The organism is Haloplanus sp. CK5-1, from assembly GCF_037201915.1.
Taxonomy (GTDB): domain Archaea; phylum Halobacteriota; class Halobacteria; order Halobacteriales; family Haloferacaceae; genus Haloplanus; species Haloplanus salilacus.
Genome location: NZ_CP147505.1, coordinates 3146163 through 3166169, shown reverse-complemented (window position 1 = coordinate 3166169; position 20007 = coordinate 3146163). Strand labels below are relative to the sequence as shown.

General features: G+C 68.0%; 22 protein-coding genes and 1 tRNA gene. 16 read left to right on the top strand and 7 right to left on the bottom strand.

The window, feature by feature from the left end; translation table 11 throughout:
* The first annotated feature begins 130 nt into the window (after positions 1-130).
* Genes NBT81_RS16770 through rio1 form a run of 4 tightly spaced genes read left to right on the top strand, consistent with a single transcriptional unit; the run spans position 131 to position 4384 of the window.
* Positions 131-2101 (top strand): DUF460 domain-containing protein, encoded by a 1971-nt coding sequence (locus tag NBT81_RS16770; RefSeq protein ID WP_338740038.1) that lies wholly within the window; start codon positions 131-133, stop codon positions 2099-2101.
* A 40-nt stretch (positions 2102-2141) separates the two neighbouring features.
* A complete protein-coding gene (locus NBT81_RS16765) occupies positions 2142-3137 on the top strand; it encodes a tyrosine--tRNA ligase (protein WP_338740037.1) in 996 nt (331 codons plus the stop codon).
* Positions 3138-3189: 52 nt separating this feature from the next.
* Positions 3190-3480, top strand: coding sequence for a translation initiation factor eIF-1A (gene eif1A / locus NBT81_RS16760; protein WP_338740036.1), 291 nt, complete (start codon positions 3190-3192; stop codon positions 3478-3480).
* A 40-nt stretch (positions 3481-3520) separates the two neighbouring features.
* The gene (gene rio1, locus NBT81_RS16755) at positions 3521-4384 is read left to right on the top strand and encodes a serine/threonine-protein kinase Rio1 (RefSeq protein ID WP_338740035.1); all 864 of its coding nucleotides are present in this window, start codon (positions 3521-3523) and stop codon (positions 4382-4384) included.
* 6 nt (positions 4385-4390) lie between these two features.
* On the opposite strand, the gene NBT81_RS16750 is transcribed toward rio1, so the two are convergent.
* Positions 4391-5395: a zinc-binding dehydrogenase gene (locus NBT81_RS16750; protein WP_338740033.1), complete on the bottom strand. Its 1005-nt coding sequence runs from the start codon at positions 5393-5395 to the stop codon at positions 4391-4393.
* 133 nt (positions 5396-5528) lie between these two features.
* Between NBT81_RS16750 and NBT81_RS16745 the strand changes: the two genes are divergently transcribed.
* Positions 5529-6071, top strand: coding sequence for a KH domain-containing protein (locus NBT81_RS16745; RefSeq protein ID WP_338740032.1), 543 nt, complete (start codon positions 5529-5531; stop codon positions 6069-6071).
* A gap of 183 nt (positions 6072-6254) precedes the next feature.
* On the top strand, positions 6255-7916 hold the full coding sequence (gene thsA, locus NBT81_RS16740) for a thermosome subunit alpha (RefSeq protein ID WP_338742582.1): 1662 nt from the start codon (positions 6255-6257) through the stop codon (positions 7914-7916).
* Positions 7917-8039: 123 nt separating this feature from the next.
* On the opposite strand, the gene NBT81_RS16735 is transcribed toward thsA, so the two are convergent.
* The gene (locus tag NBT81_RS16735) at positions 8040-9317 is read right to left on the bottom strand and encodes a cysteine desulfurase (RefSeq protein ID WP_338740031.1); all 1278 of its coding nucleotides are present in this window, start codon (positions 9315-9317) and stop codon (positions 8040-8042) included.
* 132 nt (positions 9318-9449) lie between these two features.
* On the opposite strand from NBT81_RS16735, the gene NBT81_RS16730 reads away from it, so the two are divergent.
* Positions 9450-10160 carry a DUF4352 domain-containing protein gene (locus tag NBT81_RS16730; RefSeq protein ID WP_338740030.1) on the top strand — a complete coding sequence of 237 codons (711 nt, stop codon included), beginning with the start codon at positions 9450-9452 and terminating at the stop codon, positions 10158-10160.
* Position 10161: 1 nt separating this feature from the next.
* On the opposite strand, the gene NBT81_RS16725 is transcribed toward NBT81_RS16730, so the two are convergent.
* Positions 10162-10452, bottom strand: coding sequence for a DUF424 domain-containing protein (locus NBT81_RS16725; protein WP_338740029.1), 291 nt, complete (start codon positions 10450-10452; stop codon positions 10162-10164).
* A complete protein-coding gene (locus NBT81_RS16720; RefSeq protein WP_338740028.1) occupies positions 10453-11184 on the bottom strand; it encodes a tetratricopeptide repeat protein in 732 nt (243 codons plus the stop codon).
* 85 nt (positions 11185-11269) lie between these two features.
* Between NBT81_RS16720 and thpR the strand changes: the two genes are divergently transcribed.
* Entirely contained in the window at positions 11270-11821 is a 552-nt protein-coding gene (gene thpR / locus NBT81_RS16715; protein WP_338740027.1) for an RNA 2',3'-cyclic phosphodiesterase, read from the top strand.
* A gap of 37 nt (positions 11822-11858) precedes the next feature.
* On the opposite strand, the gene NBT81_RS16710 is transcribed toward thpR, so the two are convergent.
* Positions 11859-12629, bottom strand: a complete 771-nt coding sequence (locus NBT81_RS16710; protein ID WP_338740025.1) for a hypothetical protein — start codon at positions 12627-12629, stop codon at positions 11859-11861.
* A 558-nt stretch (positions 12630-13187) separates the two neighbouring features.
* On the opposite strand from NBT81_RS16710, the gene NBT81_RS16705 reads away from it, so the two are divergent.
* The 8 genes from NBT81_RS16705 to NBT81_RS16670 all read left to right on the top strand — a co-directional run bounded on the left by NBT81_RS16705 (position 13188) and on the right by NBT81_RS16670 (position 16734).
* Positions 13188-13340 (top strand): 50S ribosomal protein L39e, encoded by a 153-nt coding sequence (locus tag NBT81_RS16705; RefSeq protein ID WP_049937522.1) that lies wholly within the window; start codon positions 13188-13190, stop codon positions 13338-13340.
* The gene (locus NBT81_RS16700; RefSeq protein ID WP_338740023.1) at positions 13341-13619 is read left to right on the top strand and encodes a 50S ribosomal protein L31e; all 279 of its coding nucleotides are present in this window, start codon (positions 13341-13343) and stop codon (positions 13617-13619) included. It abuts the gene before it with no gap.
* Position 13620: 1 nt separating this feature from the next.
* Positions 13621-14292, top strand: a complete 672-nt coding sequence (locus NBT81_RS16695) for a translation initiation factor IF-6 (protein WP_338740022.1) — start codon at positions 13621-13623, stop codon at positions 14290-14292.
* A 36-nt stretch (positions 14293-14328) separates the two neighbouring features.
* The gene (rpl18a, locus tag NBT81_RS16690) at positions 14329-14505 is read left to right on the top strand and encodes a 50S ribosomal protein L18Ae (protein ID WP_338740021.1); all 177 of its coding nucleotides are present in this window, start codon (positions 14329-14331) and stop codon (positions 14503-14505) included.
* A complete protein-coding gene (gene pfdA, locus NBT81_RS16685) occupies positions 14505-14960 on the top strand; it encodes a prefoldin subunit alpha (RefSeq protein ID WP_338740020.1) in 456 nt (151 codons plus the stop codon). Before rpl18a ends, pfdA begins: the two co-directional genes overlap by 1 nt.
* A gap of 5 nt (positions 14961-14965) precedes the next feature.
* Positions 14966-16036, top strand: coding sequence for a signal recognition particle-docking protein FtsY (ftsY, locus tag NBT81_RS16680; protein WP_338740019.1), 1071 nt, complete (start codon positions 14966-14968; stop codon positions 16034-16036).
* 76 nt (positions 16037-16112) lie between these two features.
* Positions 16113-16186 (top strand) — tRNA-Phe (locus NBT81_RS16675).
* Positions 16187-16539: 353 nt separating this feature from the next.
* The gene (locus NBT81_RS16670; RefSeq protein WP_338740018.1) at positions 16540-16734 is read left to right on the top strand and encodes a hypothetical protein; all 195 of its coding nucleotides are present in this window, start codon (positions 16540-16542) and stop codon (positions 16732-16734) included.
* Positions 16735-16928: 194 nt separating this feature from the next.
* Here NBT81_RS16670 and NBT81_RS16665 read toward each other — a convergent pair whose 3' ends face one another.
* Together NBT81_RS16665 and mutL are read right to left on the bottom strand one after the other, a co-directional pair.
* The gene (locus NBT81_RS16665; protein WP_338740017.1) at positions 16929-17861 is read right to left on the bottom strand and encodes a sugar kinase; all 933 of its coding nucleotides are present in this window, start codon (positions 17859-17861) and stop codon (positions 16929-16931) included.
* A gap of 38 nt (positions 17862-17899) precedes the next feature.
* The gene (gene mutL / locus NBT81_RS16660; RefSeq protein ID WP_338740016.1) at positions 17900-19981 is read right to left on the bottom strand and encodes a DNA mismatch repair endonuclease MutL; all 2082 of its coding nucleotides are present in this window, start codon (positions 19979-19981) and stop codon (positions 17900-17902) included.
* Positions 19982-20007: the final 26 nt, after the last annotated feature.

Genomic DNA, 20007 nt, shown 5'->3' with positions numbered 1-20007 from the left:
CCGCAGCGCTCCGTGGCTCGGCTCCACGGCTCGCTCCGCTCGCCGTGTCGCTTCGAGGCCTCGCTCCCTGCGGTCCCTCGGCCTCGCACTCGCCGTGGAGTATTTATTCCGCGGCTGCCAACCTCCGCTCGTGAACGCCCGGACGAGTGCGCTCGACGCGCTGGTGTTCGGCGTCGACGTACAGAGCGGCGACGTTCGCGGTGACGCACCCTCCTACGCGACGGTCGCCTACGACGGGGAGAACTTCGACCGGGACGTGGTCTCCTACCGGAAACTCCGCCGGCTGATCGAGCGCGAAGAGCCCTCGATCGTCGCCACCGACAACGTCTACGAACTCGCGACCGACCACGACGATCTGGTGCGGTTCCTCCGGTGGCTCCCCGACACGACGCGTCTGGTGCAGGTGACGGGCGCGGAGCGGCCGGAACCGCTCTCGCGGGTCGCCTCGCGACACGGCGTCCCGTACGGCAAGGACCCGATGCGGGAGGCCGAGGCCGCCGCCCGCCTCGCGGCCGCGAACGTCGGCCACGAGGTGACGGCCTTCGCCGACACGACCACGGTGAAGGTGTCTCGCGGGCGCTCGACCGGGTCGGGCGGCTGGAGCCAGGACCGCTACACCCGGCGCATCCACGGCAACGTCAAGAAGCGCGCCCGCGAGGTGGGCGAGGCGCTCGACTCGGCGAACCTCGACTACGAACGGGAGGTGACCGAGAAGTACGGCGGCTACGCCAACGCGACGTTCACGGTCGAGGCCGCGCCGGACGACCTCCCGGTCTCCCGGTCGCGGTCCGGCGACACCCGCGTCGAGATCGAGCGCGAGCGCCGCGACGGCATCGAGTTCGAACCCCTAGTCCAGCGCCGGGACCGCGTGCTCGTGGGGATCGACCCCGGGACGACCACGGCGGCGGCCGTCGTCTCCCTCGACGGCGAGGTCCTCGACGTCCTCTCGACGCGGACCGCGGACACGGCGGGGGTGATCGAGTGGTTGGTCGAGCGCGGCCGGCCTGTCGTCGTCGCGGCCGACGTGGAGCCGATGCCCGAGACGGTCGAGCAGTTCCGCCGGAGCTTCGACGCCGCGGGATGGGAACCCGCCTCGGATCTGCCGGTCGACGAGAAGCTCCACCGCACCCGCGACCTGAGCTACGACAACGACCACGAACGCGACGCCCTCGCCGCCGCGCTGTTCGCGTTCGACGACTACGAGGACCAGTTCGACCGCATCACCCGGAAGGTCCCGCCCCAGTTCGACCGCGGCGAGGTGATCGACCGGGTCGTCACCGGCGAGGCGTCCGTGGAGGCGGTCCTCGAGGAGTTGTCGACCGACGACGACGAGGAGAGCGAAGAGTCGACTCACGAGCCACGGGAGCTCTCGCCGGAGGAACGGCGCATCAAGCGCCTCGAACGGCAGGTCGACCGACTGGAGGGACAGGTCGCCGACCTCGAAGCGGAGGTAACCGAGAAGGACGAACGCATCGCCGAGTACGAGGAGGAACTCTCGGAGGCGCGTCGCGAGGAGCGCCGCGAGGCCCGCGAGCGCCGCGAGATCAACCGGCTGGAGCGCGAGACGACCCGGTTGGAGCGGGAACGCGACGAGGAGCGAGACCGGGCCGACGAACTCGAAGCCAAGCTGGAGCGCCTGAAGACGCTGTGGAAACTCGATCACTCCGACTTCGCCGACGTCTCCGAGGGGAAGGACCTCGTCCCGGTGAAGGTAATCGAGCAGTTCACCCGCGACGCCATCGACGACGCCGAGGAGGCCTACGGCCTCGCGTCCGGCGACGTGGTCTACCTCCGGGACGCCAGCGGCGCTGGTCGCTCGACCGCCGAACGGCTGGTGGCGACCGACCCGCGGGTCGTCCTCCGGGACGGCAACCTCTCGGAGATCGCCGACGAGGTCCTGTTCGACCACGCTATCCCCGTCGCTCCCGCGGACGACGTGACGATCCAGGAGGTGGACGAACTCGCGGTCGCCCGCGAGAGCGAGGTCGAGGCGGCCGTCGCCGACTGGGAGTGCCGGGCCGACGAGCGGTCCAAGGAGCAAACGTCGGAGATGGTCGACCAGATCATCAGCGAGCACCGCGCCGAGAGTGGCGGCGACTGAAAAGCCAAAGTCATATTTTCGCGCCCTCGTTCGTAGGGGTATGGACGTCTACGAGCGAATCACCCGGAACGCGTCCGAGGTGGTCACCGAGGCGGAAGGGCGCGAGTTGGCCGAGGCCCCCGAGGGCAAGCGCGCGTACGTCGGCTACGAGCCCTCGGGCGTGCTCCACATCGGCCACATGCTCACCGCGACGAAACTGATCGACCTGCAGGAGGCCGGCTTCGAGGTGACGGTCCTGCTCGCGGACGTCCACGCCTACCTCAACGACAAGGGCACCTTCGAGGAGATTCGCGAGACGGCCGACCGGATGAAAGAGCAGTTCCTCGCGTACGGCCTCGACGAGGCGCGGACGGAGTTCGTCCTCGGCTCGGAGTTCCAGTTCGACCGCGAGTACGTCCTCGACCTCCACGCCCTGGAGTTGGAGACGACGCTCTCGCGGGCCGAGCGGTCGATGGCCGACATCAAGAGTGGTGACTCGGTCACCGTCTCCCAGGCCGTCTACCCGCTGATGCAGGCGCTCGACATCGTCTACCTCGACGTCGACCTCGCGGTCGGCGGGATGGAACAGCGCAAGGTCCACATGCTCGCCCGCGACACGCTCCCGAAGATCGGCGAGGAGTCACCGACCTGCCTGCACACGCCGCTGATCGCCGACCTCGAGACGGGGGTCGGCAAGATGTCCGCGAGCGAGGGCGTCTCCATCTCGATGGAGGATTCGACCGCGGAGGTCGAGGAGAAGGTCAACGGCGCGTTCTGTCCCCCGACCAGGGACCCCGACCCCGACGAAGCGGGGCGCGAGCGGGAGAACCCGGTGCTCCAGATCTTCGAGTACCACGTCTTCCCGCGGTTCGAGACGGTCATCGTCGAGCGTCCCGACGAGTACGGCGGCGACCTGTCCTACGACGACTACGAGTCGCTGGCGGCGGATCTGGAGTCGGGCGAGTTGCACCCCGCGGACGCGAAGGGGGCGCTCGCGACCTACCTCGACGACCTCATCGCGCCGGGTCGGGAGAAACTGCGGGAGTGGCGGTCCTAACCGTCGAGGACACGTCGGCGGGTTTAACTCTCGTGACCTCAAACCCGCGCTCATGAGCGAGGACGAGAACGGTGGGCGGACGGACCTCCGAATGCCCGACGACGACGAGGTGTTCGCCGTCGTGACGGACATGCTTGGGGACAACCGAGTGAAGGTGCGGTGTGCCGACGGCGTCGAGCGCACCGCCCGCATCCCGGGTCGGATGCAAAAGCGCATCTGGATCCGCGAGGACGACGTCGTCCTCGTCGAACCGTGGGACTGGCAGGACGAGAAGGCGGACATCGAGTGGCGCTACGAGAAGGCGGAGGCGGACCAACTGCGACGCGAAGGCCACATCGAGTAGTCGGCGGGACTTTTACGCCCTGACGACGTACCTCCGGTGAATGAGTGACCGCGAGGAGTACGGCCTGCTGAACCCCGAGGAGGGCGAGGGTGAGGACTTCGGCGACGAGTGGGAAGAGATCGACGTCTCCGACACCGAGGCGGACCGGATCGCCAGGAAGCGCGACCGCGAGTTCGCCGAGTTCCGCAAGCGCCTGAAGGACGCCGACCAGTTCAAAGTCGAGCAGTCGGTGTTCGACGACGCCACCTTCGCGGCCATCTACAAACTCGTTCAGGACGGTCACATCGAGGCCTTCGGCGGCCCCATCTCGACGGGGAAGGAGGCCAACGTCTACGAGGCGCTGGGCGAGGCGGGCGACGTGGCGGTGAAGATCTACCGCATCAACGCCTCGAACTTCCAGCAGATGCGGGAGTACCTCGAGGGTGACCCGCGGTTCGAGGGGATCGGCTCGGACAAGAAGAAGGTGGTGCTGGCGTGGACGAAAAAGGAGTTCGCCAACCTGCGGCGTGCGCGGTCGGCGGGCGTCCGGGTGCCGCGACCCATCGCCGTCGAGCGCAACGTCCTTGTGATGGAACTCGTGGGGTTGGTCGAGGAGCGTGCCCGTCGCCTCGCGGAGGTGAACGTCGAGAATCCCGAGACGGCGTTCGAGGTGGTCCGGGAGTACATGCGCCGGCTCTACCGGGCCGGCCTCGTCCACGGCGACCTCTCGGAGTACAACCTCATCATCCACGACGGCGAACTCGTCGTCATCGACCTCGGGCAGGCGGCGACGGTCCACCACCCCAACGCCGACGACTTCCTGGACCGGGACTGTCGCAACGTGGCCGCCTTCTTCTCCCGGCAGGGGATCGACGTCGACCCGGCCGACCTCCGGGCGTTCGTGACCGAACCGGCCGACGACTGACCGCCGTCACTCGTCGACGAGCAGCAGTCTCCCGACGAAGTCGCCGCGCTCGGCGCGGCGGTGGGCGTCCGCAACCTCGTCGAACGCGTACCGTCCGTCGATGTGTGGGGCGACCGCCCCTTTGTCGACGAGCGTCGCGATGGTCTCCAGTTCCTCGCCGATCCGCTCCTGCCCCCGACCGGCAAGCACCGGATGGATCACGAGCACGACCCCGAGTTCCAGCGAGGTGGCGTGCATCGGCGCGAGGTCGACGTCTTCCGCCGCGCTGGGCTCGGTCGTGACGACCGATCCGTAGGGGCGAACCGCCTCGAACGCCGTGTCGAGGTGGTCATCACCGACCGGATCGAACACCACGTCGAAGCCGGTCCCGTCCGTGTGTTCGTCGACGTACGATTCGACGCCGGTCCGGGTGTAGTCGACCGTGGCGTCGGCCCCCAGGTCCCGCGCGAGCGAGCGTTTCTCCTCGCTCGACGCCGTCGCGGTGACGGTCGCGCCGAACCAGTCGGCCAGTTGGACGCCGACGTGGCCGACACCGCCCGTCGCGCCGTAGACCACCACGTCGTCGCCGACGTCGACGGTGGCCTTGTCGGCGAGCGTCTCCCACGCGGTCAGGGCGACGACGGGGAGCGCGGCGCTGTCTTCGAGCGGGATCGACTCGGGGGCCGACGCGAACGTGTCCGCGTGGCCGACGACGCAGTCGGCGAGTGCGCCCTGTCGGCCGACGCCGCCGGGCATCCCGTACACCTCGTCGCCAACCTCGAAGGCGTCGACGTCGTTGCCGGTCGCGTCGACGACGCCGGACACGTCACAGTGGAGGGTCGCCGGGAAGGCGGGCGCGAACTCGGGGATATCACCCCGGCGGACCTTGTAATCGACCGGGTTGACGTTGGAGGCGACGACGTCGACGCGGATCTCGTCGGAGGCGGGCTCCGGTATCTCGGGCACCGTCCGCTCGAACACGTCCGGGTCACCGAACTCGTCGATCGTGTAGGCATCCATCCGGGCGGGCATCTCGACTCGGGGCTCGGACTCGGACGGGTATGCTCGGCGTTCGAGGCGACGCGTGTGGGGTTCCGGCGGCCGTGCCGACGCCGCTCCGGACCGAGCGCGAACGCTTAAACCGCTACGACCGGTATCGCACGGTATGCAGCACGTGAAGGTTCCGCAGGACCGACTCGGCGTCCTCATCGGCGAGGGCGGCGAGACCATGCGCGAGATCGAGGACCGCGCCGAGGTCCGCCTCGACATCGACTCCGAGAGCGGCAGCGTCGCCATCGACGCCACGGGTGATCCCGTCACCGCGATGGTCGCGCCCGACATCGTGCGGGCCATCGGCCGCGGGTTCAAGCCGGACGCGGCGCTCTCCCTCCTCGACGACGAGATGCGGATGTTCGATCTGATCGACATCGAGGACGCCACCCGTAACAAGAACGACCTCCAGCGACAGAAGGGCCGGCTCATCGGCGAGAACGGCCGAACCCGCGAACTGATGGAAGAACTCACCGGGGCCGAGGTGGTCATCTACGGCACCACCCTCGGCATCATCGGGGGACCCGAGGAGGTCCAAGCCGTCCGCCGGGCCGCCGAGATGCTACTCGACGGTGCGCCCCACGGTGCGGTGTACGGCTTCCTCGAGCGCAAGCACAACGAACTCTCCCGCGGCGCCGACCTCCAGCCCTCGAACTGACCCCCCGTCGTCCCCCGACCCACGGTAACGAGTAACGATATTCCCCCGAGTAGCTACCGCCAGCCGATTCCGATAATCGCGTGACTGCGACACGATGTCGCACACCGTGGAACGCAACATTTTTATAGAATCACAATCAATCAAAGGTTGATTATGTCTCAGCGAATGCAGCAAGGACAGCCGATGATCATTCTCGGCGAGGACTCCCAGCGCACGCAGGGCAAGGACGCCCAGACGATGAACATCACGGCCGGCAAGGCCGTCGCGGAGGCCGTACGGACCACACTCGGTCCGAAGGGCATGGACAAGATGCTGGTCGACTCCGGCGGGAGCGTCGTCGTCACGAACGACGGCGTCACGATCCTGAAGGAGATGGACATCGACCACCCCGCGGCGAACATGATCGTCGAGGTCTCGGAGACCCAGGAGGACGAGGTCGGGGACGGGACCACGACGGCCGTCGTTATCGCGGGCGAACTCCTCGACGAGGCCGAGGAGCTCATCGATCAGGACATCCACCCGACGACGCTGGCCCAGGGGTACCGCCGGGCCGCGGAGAAGGCCAAGGAGATCCTCGAGGACAACGCCATCGACGTCTCCGCGGACGACCGCGAGACGCTCGTCAAGATCGCCTCCACGGCGATGACCGGCAAGGGTGCGGAAAGCGCCAAGGACGAACTCGCCGACCTGCTGGTCGACGCCGTGCTCGCCGTGCGTGACGACGACGGCGCCGTCGACACCGACAACGTCTCGATCGAGAAGGTCGTCGGCGGCTCCATCGGCAACTCCGAGCTCATCGAGGGCGTCATCGTCGACAAGGAACGCGTCAGCGACAGCATGCCCTACGCGGTCGAGGACGCCAACGTCGCGCTGATCGACGGCGAACTCGAGGTCAAGGAGACCGAGATCGACGCCGAGGTCAACGTCACCGACCCCGACCAGCTCCAGCAGTTCCTCGACCAGGAGGAGAAGCAGCTCCGAGAGATGGTCGACAAGCTGGTCGACGTCGGCGCCGACGTCGTCTTCGTCGGCAGCGGCATCGACGACATGGCCCAGCATTACCTCGCACAGGAGGGCATCCTCGCCGTCCGCCGTGCGAAAGACAGCGACCTCTCGAGCCTCGCCCGGTCGACGGGCGGGACGGTCGTCGGTTCCGTCGACGACATCACCGAGGACGACCTCGGCTTCGCCGGCTCGGTCGCCCAGAAGGACATCGGCGGCGACGAGCGCATCTTCGTCGAGGACACCCCCGACGCCAAGTCCGTCACGCTCGTCCTCCGCGGCGGGACCGAACACGTCGTCGACGAGGTCGAGCGAGCCGTTGAGGACTCGCTCGGCGTCGTCCGCACGACGCTCCAGGACGGGAAGGTTCTGCCCGGCGGCGGCGCACCCGAGGCGGAACTCGCCCTCGCCCTGCGCGACTACGCCGACTCCGTCGGGGGGCGCGAACAGCTCGCAGTCGAGGCCTTCGCCGAGGCGCTCGACGTCATCCCGCGCACGCTCGCCGAGAACGCGGGTCTCGACCCCATCGACTCGCTGGTCGACCTGCGTGCCCAGCACGACGGTGGCGACCTCTCGGCCGGGCTGGACGCCTACACTGGCGACATCATCGACATGGAGGAGGAGGGCGTCGTCGAACCCCTCCGCGTGAAGACTCAGGCCATCGAGTCCGCCACCGAGGCGGCCGTCATGATCCTCCGCATCGACGACGTCATCGCGGCCGGCGACCTCAAGGGCGGCGGCAGCGACGACGACGGCGACGACGCCCCCGGCGGCCCCGGCGGCGGCATGGGCGGCGGCATGGGCGGTATGGGCGGCATGGGCGGCATGGGCGGCGCGATGTGAGGTAGGCCACAGCCCACCCACTCCGACCCGTCGCTGCACCGCATCGCCCGACCGATCGACCCCGATTTTTTCGACGCTACGTGTGGAGCCGACGGCTCGTGAGCGAAAAGAGCGCGGCCTGCGCTACGCGAACAGTTCGCGCGCCTCGGCGACCGCATCGATCAGGGCGTCGATCTCCTCGCGAGTGTTGTAGACGTAGAAGGAGGCCCGCGCGGAGGCGGCGACCCCGAGCTTGTCGTGCAGGGGCTGGGTGCAGTGGTCGCCCGCCCGGATGGCGACGCCGTGATCGTTGACGATACTGGAGAGGTCGTGGGCGTGGACGCCGTCCACGTTGAACGCGACGAGGCCGCCCCGGTCGTCACCCGGCGGGCCGTAGACCGTCACGTCGTCGAACTCCGTCAGGCGGTCGTAGGCGTACTCCGCGAGGAGTTCCTCGTGGGCCTGGACCGTCTCCATCCCGATCTCTTCGAGGTAGTCGATCGCGGCGGCGAAGGCGACGCCCTGCGAGATGGAGGGGGTGCCGGCCTCGAACTTCCAGGGGAGGTCCTCCCACGTCGCGTCGTCGAAAGTTACCCGACGGATCATGTCGCCGCCGTAGAGATACGGCTGCATCGACTCCAAGATCCCCTCTTTCCCGTAGAGCGCGCCGATGCCGGTCGGCCCACACATCTTGTGCCCCGAGAACGCGAAGAAGTCGGCGTCCATCGCTTTCACGTCGACGGGGCGAGTCGGCGCGGATTGGGCGCCGTCGACGAAGATCAAGGCGTCGTGGTCGTGGGCCAGGTCGGCCAGGTCGGCGACCGGATTCACGGTCCCCAGCGTGTTCGAGACGTGGACCACGGACACCATCTCGACGTCGTCGTCGATCAGGTCGGCGGCGTGATCCATGTCGAGGTAGCCGTCGTCGTCGACGGCGATGTACCGCACCTCCGCGCCGGTCCGCTTCGCGATCTGTTGCCACGTCACGAGCGACGCGTGGTGTTCCATCTCGCTGAGGACGACGGCGTCGCCGGGGCCGAGTTCAGCGAGTCCCCAGGCGTAGGCGACGAGGTTCTCGGCTTCGGTGGTGTTCTTGGTGAAGACGACCTCTTCCCGTCCCGCGGCTCCGACGAAGTCGGCCACCGTGTCGTGGGCCTCCTCGTAGGCGACCGAGGCCTCCTGACTCAACTGGTGGATGCCGCGGTGGACGTTGGCGTTGTAGCCACGGTAGTAGTCGGCGATGGTGTCGATCACTTGGTCCGGCGTGTGACTCGTCGCGGCGTTGTCGAGATAGTACAGCGGCGTGTCGTCGTCGGGACCCTCTCCGGGCGTCTCCACGTCCCCCCCGACCGTCCGGTCGAGGATGGGGAAGTCGGCCCGGATGGCCTCTACGTCGATCGGATACGATTCCTGGACTCCCATTGCCGCCGGCTACGACCCGGACGGATAACACCCCTTCGGTGTCCTGTCGTTCGGTCAACCGGTTTCGGTTTCGCCGCCGCGTTCGGTAGGCTATCCGACACATTCTTTATCCGGACGCGAGAGATGTTCCGTATGGAACGTCGCAGGGTACTCACCGTCTGTGGGACGATCGTTTCGGGGCTGCTCGCGGGGTGTGGCGGCGGTGGCGGTGGCGGATCGACGCCGACGGGGACGACGACGGCGACGCCGACGGGGACGGTGACTCCCACCTCGACGGCGACGCCGACGGGGACGGTGACTCCCACCTCGACGGCGACGCCGACGGGGACGGCGACGGACACGCCCGAGTCGACGGCGACGGCGACGCCCGAACCGTCCGCGCCGACACACTCTCTCGACGAGTCGTTCACCGTCGGCACCGACGGGAGCGAAATCGGCTACCGGATCACGAACTTCTTCCGGGCTGACGAGGTCGGCGGCAGTGCGAACAGTTCGACCGCCGACGGCACGTTCCTGATCGTCGTGTTGGAACTCAGCAACCCACAGAGCGACGCCATCTCGTTCCCGCGAAACGAGTTCATCGTCGGCAACGAGGAGCAAACTCGCTACGTCGACGACGAGGCGTCACCCAAGATCGACGACGACGATCGGATCGACGTCGAATCGATCGCCACGACGACGGTGCTCGGCGGCAGTTCGAAGACCGGGTCCGTCATCTTCGACGTCGATCCCGACCGGTCCTACCGCATCCGTATCCTTCCAACCGGCGACTCGGGGGAGACCCACTACGTGGACGTCGGGCCGATGTCAGAGGTGCAGGAACTCGAAGGATCGATCGTGTAGGCTACAGCCAGAGCAGTTGGGCGTGGCGCGTGCCGTCCAAGTGGAGGATCCGTTCTTGGTCGACGAGACCCGCACCGACGGCGACGCCGACACAGCGGTCGCCGACGAGGTTCGCGACCGACGCGCGGGTCAGCGCGTCGACCACGTCGTCGGCGTCGGCCTCGCTCCCGCCGTAGAACTCCTCGGTCACGGTCAGCGACCCCGCCTCGTGTTCGTAGGTCTCACCGAGACACTCCTCGTCGCAGACGGCCACCAGCAGTCCCTCCGGCGTCTCGCGCTCCCGGAGCAGCATCTACCCTTCCTCGATCAGTTCGCGCTCGGCCTCCTCGCGGAGTTCCGCCGCCCGCTCTTGGGTCCGCTCGGCCTCCTCCTCTTGGCCCAGTTCCTCCAGCGCCCGTGCCTTCTCCTCCAGCACCGGTCCGGTGCGCATCCCCAGTCGGATGGCGTTGTCGAGGGCGTTCACCGCATCCTCGTAGAGGCCACGCTCGGCGAGGAAGAAGCCCCGGTTGTACCACCCCTCCGCGAAGCGGGAGTCGACCTCCACCGCGCGCTCGGCGTGGTTGAGCGCCTGCTCCGTACGCCCCCACTCCCAGAGCGCGTACGCGAGGTTGGTGTGCGCCGAGGCGGCGTGTTCGGAGTCCTCGTCGATCGACAGGGCCTCCTCGTAGGCGCCGACGGCGGCGTCGTACTCCTCGAGTTGGGCGTGGGCGGCCCCCTTGTTCACCCACGCCTCCTGTCGCACCAGGTCGTCCTCGGCGAACTCGGCGGCCCGTTCGAACGTCTCGGTCGCCTCTTCGAACCGGTTGATCCCCATGTAGGAGAGACCGACGTCGAGCAACTGTTCGGCGTCGACCTGGTCGCTCCCCACGTCTCGCTCGTCGAGCAGGTCGGTCAACACCCGCGAATCGACGGGGTCGACCTCCCCGGGATCGACGGACAGTTCCGGTGGATCGAGCGAGAACTCCTCGTACTCCTCGTCGAACCCTTGGCCCTCCGAGAAGCGGTGCGGACGGTCGTCTTCCATGCTCTCGACTTGGGCGGCTGGTGGGTTAAGGCCTGCGTCACCGGGCGGGGCGGCAGTTTATGATTCGGGCGATCCGACGGTCGGTATGCGACTGTTCGTCAGCGTCGACCTCGACGGACTGGCCGACCCGATCGCGGACGCACAGGCCCGACTCCCCGACGCCGACGGGCTTCGCCTCGTCGACCCCACCGACGCCCACGTCACCCTCGAGTTCCTCGGCGAGGTCGACCCCGACCGGTGTGACGCGGTCGAACGCGCCCTCGCGACCGCCGTCGACGACGCCGGCGTCGATCCGTTCCGACTCACGGTCGGTGGTTACGGCGTCTTCCCCTCGATGACGTACATCAGCGTCGTCTGGGCGGGCGTCGAGGCGGGCGGTCCGGAACTCACGCGCCTCCACGAGGCGGTCGAACGGGAGACGACGGCACTCGGGTTCGATCCCGCTGACCACGAGTTCACCCCACACGTCACCCTCGCCCGGATGGACGACGCCCGCGGGAAGCGGGCGGTCCAGCGACTCGTCCGGGAGGCCGACCCGACGGTCGGGAGCGTCGACGTGACCGAAATTCGCCTCACCGAGAGCACGCTCACCCCGGACGGCCCCGAGTACGACACCGTCGCGCGGGTTCCGCTCTGAACGACGCTCGCTCCCTCTCGGTCGTGTGCTCGAGTAGCTAGTCGACAACCGACAGTGCCACGGAGTCCTCGATCAGTTGGACGAAGGCGATGCCTTGTGTCGGTGAAGTGTAGATGTAGTCCCTCTGAGGGCTCTCGGCAACGAGTTCGAAATAGTCCCGAAACATGCGTTCTCGGTCCTCGAGTTCGAACAGCGGGAGGCCCGTTTCGGGGAACAGCCGAGCACACTCCTCCAAACCGGTCCCACTGATACCGGCCGGAACGAATAGAATGTGATCGTCGGACACTCCCCTTTCCAGCGTTCTCGTGACTCGGTCCCACGTCTCGTCCCCTTCGGTCATGTCCGTCGGGGTCGAACCGGTCACTAGCCAGACTTCGGGCATGTGGTAGGCCGTGCCGCTGGCTCTGTATGCTTCTTTGCGATCTTCTATCATCCTGCACGTCTCCATTATCGCCGCCCCCATGGGACTACCACTCCCCGTCGTTAGCGTCGGTGGGGTCCAGTTTTCGATGGGTGTGAACTCCCGTTCGACCGTCACGCTTCCACCGAAAGACACGACCGCTATCTCTAAACCCTCGAGGGCTGTATATTCCTCAACTAACTCTTCCATCTCGTCTCGGAAACGTTCCAGCCCCTCGTTCAGTGCAGCAATCCGTTCTTCACTCAGGCTGGACGTGTCCAAAACGAACGCTATCAGTTGTTTGGCGATGGTTCGGTCGACGGGCGGCAGATCGTGTTCCGGCATTTTTGGCTCCTGTTTCGGAACGGCGGTTCGCGACGTCTCGTCCGTCTTTCGGATGTGGTCCATAGTAAACTTTGTCGGACGTTCGACCCGCGCTGTATCCTCGGTAGCCGGGAACGCTGCAACATCGGATGAGCGGCACCGAATTCGGTATCGCGATATACAATTTATCACTGCCTCGGTCGCCGATCCTCGGTCCGCACCGGGCGTGTCGATGCTCGGTCCGTCGCCGGCCCTTCGAGCGTCGGCAGTGGCGCCCCAGGTCGCCGGGGCTCGGCTCCGCAGGCGGTGGAGCGCCCACGGTCCGGATTCGATGCGAGTGATCCCCTGATCCCCTCCCGATAAATCATATGACGATATATCGAATCACGTCCCTACCCGCTCGAGTCGTCTGTGTCGTCGCCGCGACGTACGTCGTCGACGCCGACGGAACCGTCCGCTACGAATAGGTGGCCGACCACCCCGGCGACCGCACCTACGGCAACTTCGTCCGCTACTTCGTGGAACGACTTCGCGGACCCGTTCGGCGGTGCCTGATCCGATCCGACGCCTCCGGCGACCGCTCGGCCTCGCGACGCCCGAAAGAACAAGATTTTATGCGGCGACTGGGTAGTGGAGGGCACTATGGGCAAGAAATCGAAGGCGAAAAAGAAGCGACTCGCCAAACTGGAGAACCAGAACAGCCGCGTCCCCGCGTGGGTCATGCTCAAGACCGACCGACAGGTCACGCGCAACCCCAAGCGACGCAACTGGCGTCGGAACGACACGGACGAATAGATGAGCGCCAACGACTTCGAGGAGCGCGTCGTCACCGTCCCGCTCCGCGACGCGAAGGCCGCTCCGTCCAACGAGCGCGCCGACCGCGCGATGAAGGAGGTCCGCCAGCACCTCGCGAAACACTTCAACGTCGAGGAGAGCGAGGTCCGCCTCGATCCGGGCATCAACGAGGCTATCTGGGAGCAGGGTCGGAACAACCCGCCGAGCAAGCTTCGGGTTCGCGCCGCCCGCTTCGTCGAGGACGGCGAACCGATCGTCGAAGCCGAACTCGCCGACTAGCGTGTTACGCGCCTCCTTCGCCGGATCGTCGTACGTCGGCGTCTTCGCCCGGACGACGAACGACCACCTGCTCGTGCGCCCCGACGCCGACGCCGACACCGTCGCGGACATCGCGGCGGAACTCGACGTCGAGCCAGTGACGACCACCGTCGGTGGCTCCGGTACGGTCGGTGCGCTCACGGCGGGCAACGAGGAGGGGCTCCTGGTTTCGAGTCGGGTGACCGACCGCGAGATATCGACCATCGAGGAGGCGACCGGCCGCGAGGTGACGGAGCTTCCCGGTCGCATCAACGCCGCCGGTAACGTCGTCCTCGCCAACGACTACGGCGCGTACGTCCACCCGGACCTCGACCGCGAGGCCGTCCAGACGGTCGGCTCGGCGCTCGACGTCCCCGTCGAACGCGGTGGCCTCGCCGACGTCCACACGGTCGGTACTGCGGCCGTCGCGACCAACGAAGGCGTCCTCTGTCACCCGAAATCCCGCGAGCCGGAACTGGAGGCCGTCGAGGAGACCCTCGACGTGCGGGCCGACATCGGCACCATCAATTACGGCGCGCCGCTGGTCGGCTCCGGCCTCGTCGCCAACGACACCGGCTACGTCGTCGGCCCGGACACCACCGGGCCGGAGCTTGGCCGCATCGAGGAGACGCTCGGCTACATCGACCCGCAGTAGGAAGATACTTCCCGCTTCCTCTCGTCGCTAAAGTACATGAGTCAGTTCGTCGTCAGCGGACGCTTTCAGGACCGTATCGGCCACCGGGACTTCGAGAAGGCGATCGACGCCCCCAACGAGAACGTCGCGCGCGAGCACGTCCTCTCCCAACTCGGGAGCGAGCACGGTCTCAAGCGCACGCAGGTCGACATCGCGGAGGTGACCGCGGAATGATGGGTGGCGGTCAGCAGCAACTTCAGCAGCTCTCCCAGGAGATCGAGGCCATCGACGAGGAGATCACCGAGCTGGAAGACGAGATTCAGGATCTCCGCGATCGACAGAGCGACATCGACGAGGCGGTCGAGGCGATCGAGACGCTCGACAGCGGATCGACGGTGCAGGTGCCCCTCGGCGGCGGCGCGTACCTCCGGGCCGAAGTGCAGGACATCGACGAGGTGATCGTCGACCTGGGCGGCGGCTACGCGGCCGAACAGAACCAGGGCGACGCGGTCGAGGCCCTCGAACGCAAGCGCGACATCCTCGACGACCGGATCGACGACGTCCAAGCGGAAATCGACGAACTCGAGTCCGAGAGCGCCGAACTCGAGGAGCAGGCCCAGCAGATGCAACAGCAGATGCAACAACAGCAGATGCAGCAGATGCAACAACAGCAGGGTAACGACGAGTAGCGGCGATGTTCGACGGACTGAAGGACAAGCTGGACAGCTTCCGGAGCGACGTCGAGGAGGAGGCCGCCGACGCGGAGGGAGAGGTCGAGGACGCGGAGGGAGAGGCCGACGCCGACGCACCCTCCGAGGACGCTCCCAACGAGTCACCGGCTCCGACCGCCGATCCGGAGGGCGACGACGCCGACGACGGCCCCGGTCGCCTCCAGCGCGCGAAGGCCTTCGCCACCGGCAAGGTCGTCCTCGAGGAGGAGGATCTGGAGGACCCCCTCTGGAACCTCGAGATGGCGTTGCTCGAGAGCGACGTGGAGATGGGAGTTGCCGAGGCCATCCTCGACGACCTTCGCTCGAACCTGATCGGCGAGACCAAATCCCAGATGGCGAGCACGGGCGACCTCGTCGAGGACGCCCTCCGGGACGCCCTCCTCTCTGTCATCAGCGTCGGCCAGTTCGACTTCGAGGAGCGCATCGCCACGGCCGAGAAGCCGGTCACCATCGTCTTCACCGGCGTCAACGGCGTCGGCAAGACCACGACCATCGCCAAGATGGCGCGCTACCTCGACGAGCGGGGGTACTCCTCGGTGCTCGCCAACGGCGACACCTATCGCGCGGGCGCGAACGAGCAGATCCGCGAACACGCCGAGGCGCTGGGAAAGCGCCTGATCGCCCACGAACAGGGGGGCGACCCCGCCGCCGTCGTCTACGACGGCGTCGAGTACGCCGAGGCAAACGACGTCGACGTGGTGCTCGGCGACACCGCCGGTCGCCTCCACACCTCAAGCGACCTGATGGCCCAACTGGAGAAGATCGACCGCGTGGTCGACCCCGACCTCACGCTGTTCGTCGACGAAGCCGTCGCCGGACAGGACGCCGTCGAGCGCGCCCAGCAGTTCGACGACGCCGCCGAAATCGACGGTGCGGTGTTGACCAAGGCCGATGCCGACTCGCAGGGTGGTGCGGCCATCTCGGTGGCCTACGTCACCGGCAAGCCCGTCCTCTTCCTCGGTACCGGACAGGGATACGACGACCTCGACCCGTTCGATCCCGAGGCGCTGGTCGACGACCTCCTCGGATCGTAGGCGACGCCCGGTGTGTCGGCACGGGGTCGCCGTGTTTCGAAATCCTTTTGCCCGCTTTCCCCCTGGTCGGAACTGCGCCGCCTTAGCTCAGACTGGGAGAGCACTCGACTGAAGATCGAGCTGTCCCCCGTTCAAATCGGGGAGGCGGCATATTTCGAGACGGTGAGCGTAGCGAACCGTCGAGAAAACGACGCCGACCCGATTTGAGCAGACGAGTCGCAGCCCGGGAGCGCAGCGAAGCGAGCACCCCGGACCGTCTCGGCGAGTTCAAATCGGGGAGGCGGCATTGCTCCCACTTTTCGCCGCGTCGGGTTTCCTCGCGAGCCGTCGGCTCGCTGCGGGAACCACTCTTTGCAAAGACGTGGGGAAACACTCCTGCTGGCTCACTCCGTTCGCCAGTAGTGCAACCGCGCCTCGCTCCGCTCGGCGCGGTAGACCGAGTGCCGCGGCCGGCCTCCCCGCGAAACGAGATTTTGCCACCGACCGTCGAAGCCGTCGGTGAGATGGCGACGGCACCGGCCGCTCAGCAGGCCGCACGGACGTACATCACGACCACCCTCGGCGGAGCGACCGCCAGCCTCGAACTCGTCGGGATGACGATGACGCAGCAGGGTCGCCGGATCGGGTTCGAGGTGGTGTGGGACCGCGGCACCTCGACGACCGGAACCGGCGCAACTGACCCCCCTGCGGGTGACTGAAATACGAATCTGACTCATTGGTAGATTTATGTTTCCCCCGCTCCTCGCTCCGAACGCCGACGCCGTCCGGACTCCCCGTTCCGATGGCGTCGGTCCCCGCGACGTCTCCCCAACCGACGTTTCCGTTCGGTGTCGTCCGGTCGCCCCGGTTGGGCGACACCGGACTACCTCCCTTTCGGCCCATTCCACTCCTTTCAGCCGTCCCGAATCGCTTCGACGTCCGCCCGGGAGCCGACGACGACGTCGCCGACGACCGTCCGCTTGAGCGCCGCCGTCGCCGCCCCTTCGGTCAGCGCCTCCTTCATCCCGCCGCCGCGGTGTCTCCCGGAGAGCACCCCTCCGACGAAGGCGTCGTGAGTCCCGGACGGATCGCGCGTCTCCGTCTCGAACGCCGGGACCTCGTAGATCTCCTCACCCTGCAGACCGATCGCGGGACCTCGGCCCTCGCGTGTGACGACAACCGCCTGGCAGTCGTACCGCGTCCGGAGACTGTGGGCCGCCGGCACCACCTCGCCGTCGAGGTCGAACACCGCCTCGGCGTCCGCCTCGTCGACGAACAACACGTCGACGGCGTCGAGGAGGCGGTCGTACAGTTCCCGGGCCGTGTCCGGATCGAGGCCCGTCGCCTCGAACCGCGTATCGAACGCACACGTCGTGCCGGCTTCCGTCGCCACCTCCAGAAGCGCCGCCGTCGTCTCCAGTAACGTCTCCGATCGGGCCGGCGTCGCTCCGCTGACGAACAGCGTCTCGGCCTCGCGAACCACGCCCAGTGGCAGGTCGTCGGGCGTCATCGTGGTGACGACCGCGTCGTCGCGGTCCGCGACGACCGTCCCGTTCCCCCGCCCGCTGCGTTCGACGAAGGCCGTCGACGCCCGCCCGGTCTCGGCCCACACCACGCCGGTCCGGACCCCGCCCCGGCGCAGGTCGCCGACGATCCGCCGTCCGAGCGCGGAGTCCGGGAGTTTCGACAGCCACGCGGCGTCCAATCCGAGGGTCGCCGCAGCGACGGCGACGTTGCTCTCCGGGCCGCCGACGTGGGCCGCGAAGTCACTCGCGGTTTCGATGCGTTCGCCCTGTGGCGGCGAGAACCGTAGGGCCGCTTCGCCGGCGGTTACGAGATCGGTCACGGGTCTCGTTCGTCCGGTCGAGGCAAAAAGGTGCGTCCTCACTCGCGTCGCCGACCGGCGTGTCCCGGGTAGTCCCGCTCGAATCGGTCGGTGATCTCCCCGTGGTCGAACGCGACGACGACCGGGCGGCCGTGGGGACACGCCCACGGGTTCTCGCAGTCGTCGAGCGCGGAGAGCAGGTCGACGACCGACCCCTCCGTGAGCGACGTGTTCCCCGTGATCGAGGGGTAACACGCCAGGTCCGCGAGCAGGGCGTCGGCCACCGCGTCGACCGTCTCGCCGTCCGTCCCGTCGGGGAATCCCGTCAGCGCGTCGCGGAGGAGCGACGGGTCGAGCGCGGTGTCAAGTGCCGTCGGCACCGTCCGCACCTCGACGGTCCGGTCGCCGGCGCGGTCGGCGTGAAAGCCCAGTTCCGCCAGCGCGTCGCGAAAGCGGTCGAACAGTTCCGCTTCCCGCGCCGTGAGTTCGAGTTCGACCGGTTCGGCCAGCGCCTGGGTCGGCGTCCCGGCGCTCGTCTCCGCGCGCAAGCGCTCGTAGTTGATCCGCTCGTCCGCCGCGTGCTGGTCGATCAGGACCAACCCCTCGTCGGTTTCGGCGACGAGGTACGTCTCGTCGTACTGTCCGAGCACACGCATCGCGGGCAGGCGGTCGAACTCGCGGTCGGTCGCGGCCGACTCGCCGTCGAGCGTCCGCTGGTCGCTCGGCGCGACGACGCCCCAGCGGTCCCCGTGTGCCTCCGACCCGGGCGTCCGAGTCTCGTCGGCCGCGACGCCACGTTCGGCGTCGCCGCCGTCGTCGCCGACGGACGGCCCCCCGCCCGCCGGGTCGTCGCGTGCCGATCCGGTCCCCGTCGTCGCTCCCGATCCGGCCGATGTCTCCCGTCCCGCCGTCGCCTCGTCGAGTGTCGGCTCGCGCGTCCGTGAGTCCGTCGGCGTCGCGGACGTGTCGTCGTCCCCCCCCACGGGCCCGTCGTCCGCACCGTCTCTACTCCCGTCGTCGGCGGCGTCGACCGCCTCGCCCCCCGCGACCTCCCGCTGGGGTGACTCGGGACTGATCGCCGTCTCGGCGGGCGCGGACCGCCCGCGGGGGGCGCCCGACCGGACGAGTCCGTGCTCCAAGAGCGCCGACCGGACCGCCTGGCGAACGGCGTCGGCGACGTCCTCCTCCCGGTCGAAGCGGACCTCCATCTTCCGGGGGTGGACGTTCACGTCGACGGCGTCGGGCGGCACCTCGACGAAGAGGACGGCGAAGGGGTAGCGGTCCGGCGCGAGTTGGTCGCCGTAGGCGTCGAGGACCGCCTCGCGGAGGACCCCGGCGGTGACGTAGCGACCGTTGACGAACGTCGAGAGGTACTCCCGCCCGGCCCGTGTCGTTTCGGGGTGGCTCACCAGTCCCGACACCGCGTCGACGGGGTCGTCGGCCGCGGCTCCGCTCTCTCCCACCTCGACCATCGACGACGCCACTTCTCGGCCGTAGACCGCGAGGACGGCCGATTCGAGGGCGCCCGACCCCTCGGTGGCGAACACCTCGCGGCCGTCGTGTTCGAGCGTCGTCGCCACGTCCGGGTTGGCGAGGGCGTACTGCGTGACCACGCGGTTGACGTGGTCGAACTCCGTCGATTCCGTCTTGAGAAACTTCTTCCGGGCCGGCGTGTTGTAGAACAGATCCTCCACCTCGACGACCGTCCCGGGTGGACAGCCCGAGGGTTCGACGTCGCCGGCGTCGCCGCCCTCGACGGCGAGTTCGTGACCCGGACCGCCATCACGCGGTCGAGAGCGGATCGTCAGCCGCGACACCGCACCGATGGTGTGGAGCGCCTCGCCCCGAAAACCCAGGCTCCCCACGGCTTCCAAGTCGTCGGCGTCGTCTATCTTGCTCGTCGTGTGTTCCTCGACCGCGCGGTCCAGATCCGCGGCCGTCATCCCCACGCCGTCGTCGCGGACGCGGATCCCCTCGATCCCGCCGCCGTCGACGGCGACGGTCACGCGCGAGGCGTCCGCGTCGAGGCTGTTCTCGAGGAGTTCCTTCACGACGCTGGCGGGGCGCTCGACCACCTCGCCGGCGGCGATTCGGCGGACCGTCGCGTCGTCGAGCGTGTGGATGGTCGGCGTCTCGCTCACGCCACGAACCGAGGACGGGGACGCCT